This is a genomic window from Mycobacterium sp. NGS26 (assembly GCF_059813025.1).
The window spans coordinates 1-450 of sequence record NZ_JCALDU010000036.1; the positions used below are offsets into that span (position 1 = coordinate 1).

Here is a 450-nt window from a genome sequence, read left to right on the forward strand (position 1 = left end):
ACCACCGGGGTGCCCAAGGGGGTGGCCATCACCCACCACAACATCACCCAACTGCTGGGGGCGCTGCCTGCAGCCCTGCCGAAGGCGGCTGTGTGGTCGCAGTGTCATTCCTTGGCATTTGATCTGTCGGTTTGGGAGATCTGGGGCCCCCTTTTATACGGGGGGCGGCTCGTGGTGGTCCCCGACTCAGTCATTCGGTCGCCGATGGATTTTCATTCTTTGCTGGTTGCCGAACAGGTCGGCGTTCTCACCCAGACACCGTCGGCTGCGGGGATGTTGTCGCCCGAGGGTTTGGAGTCGGTCGCGCTGGTGGTGGCCGGTGAGGCCTGCCCGGCGGCGCTGGTGAACAAGTGGGCGCCGGGGCGGGTGATGATCAACTGGTATGGGCCGACTGAAACAACGATGGGCCCAGCGTGGACCCCGCCGTTGACGCCGGGGTCGGGACCGGTA

At 65.3% G+C, this 450-nt stretch carries 1 protein-coding gene; it reads left to right on the top strand.

Translation table 11 applies throughout. The features are described from left to right. Window positions 1-450 (top strand): AMP-binding protein (locus tag AC5Y6X_RS24440; protein WP_499989721.1); only part of this gene is annotated, 450 nt, incomplete at both ends.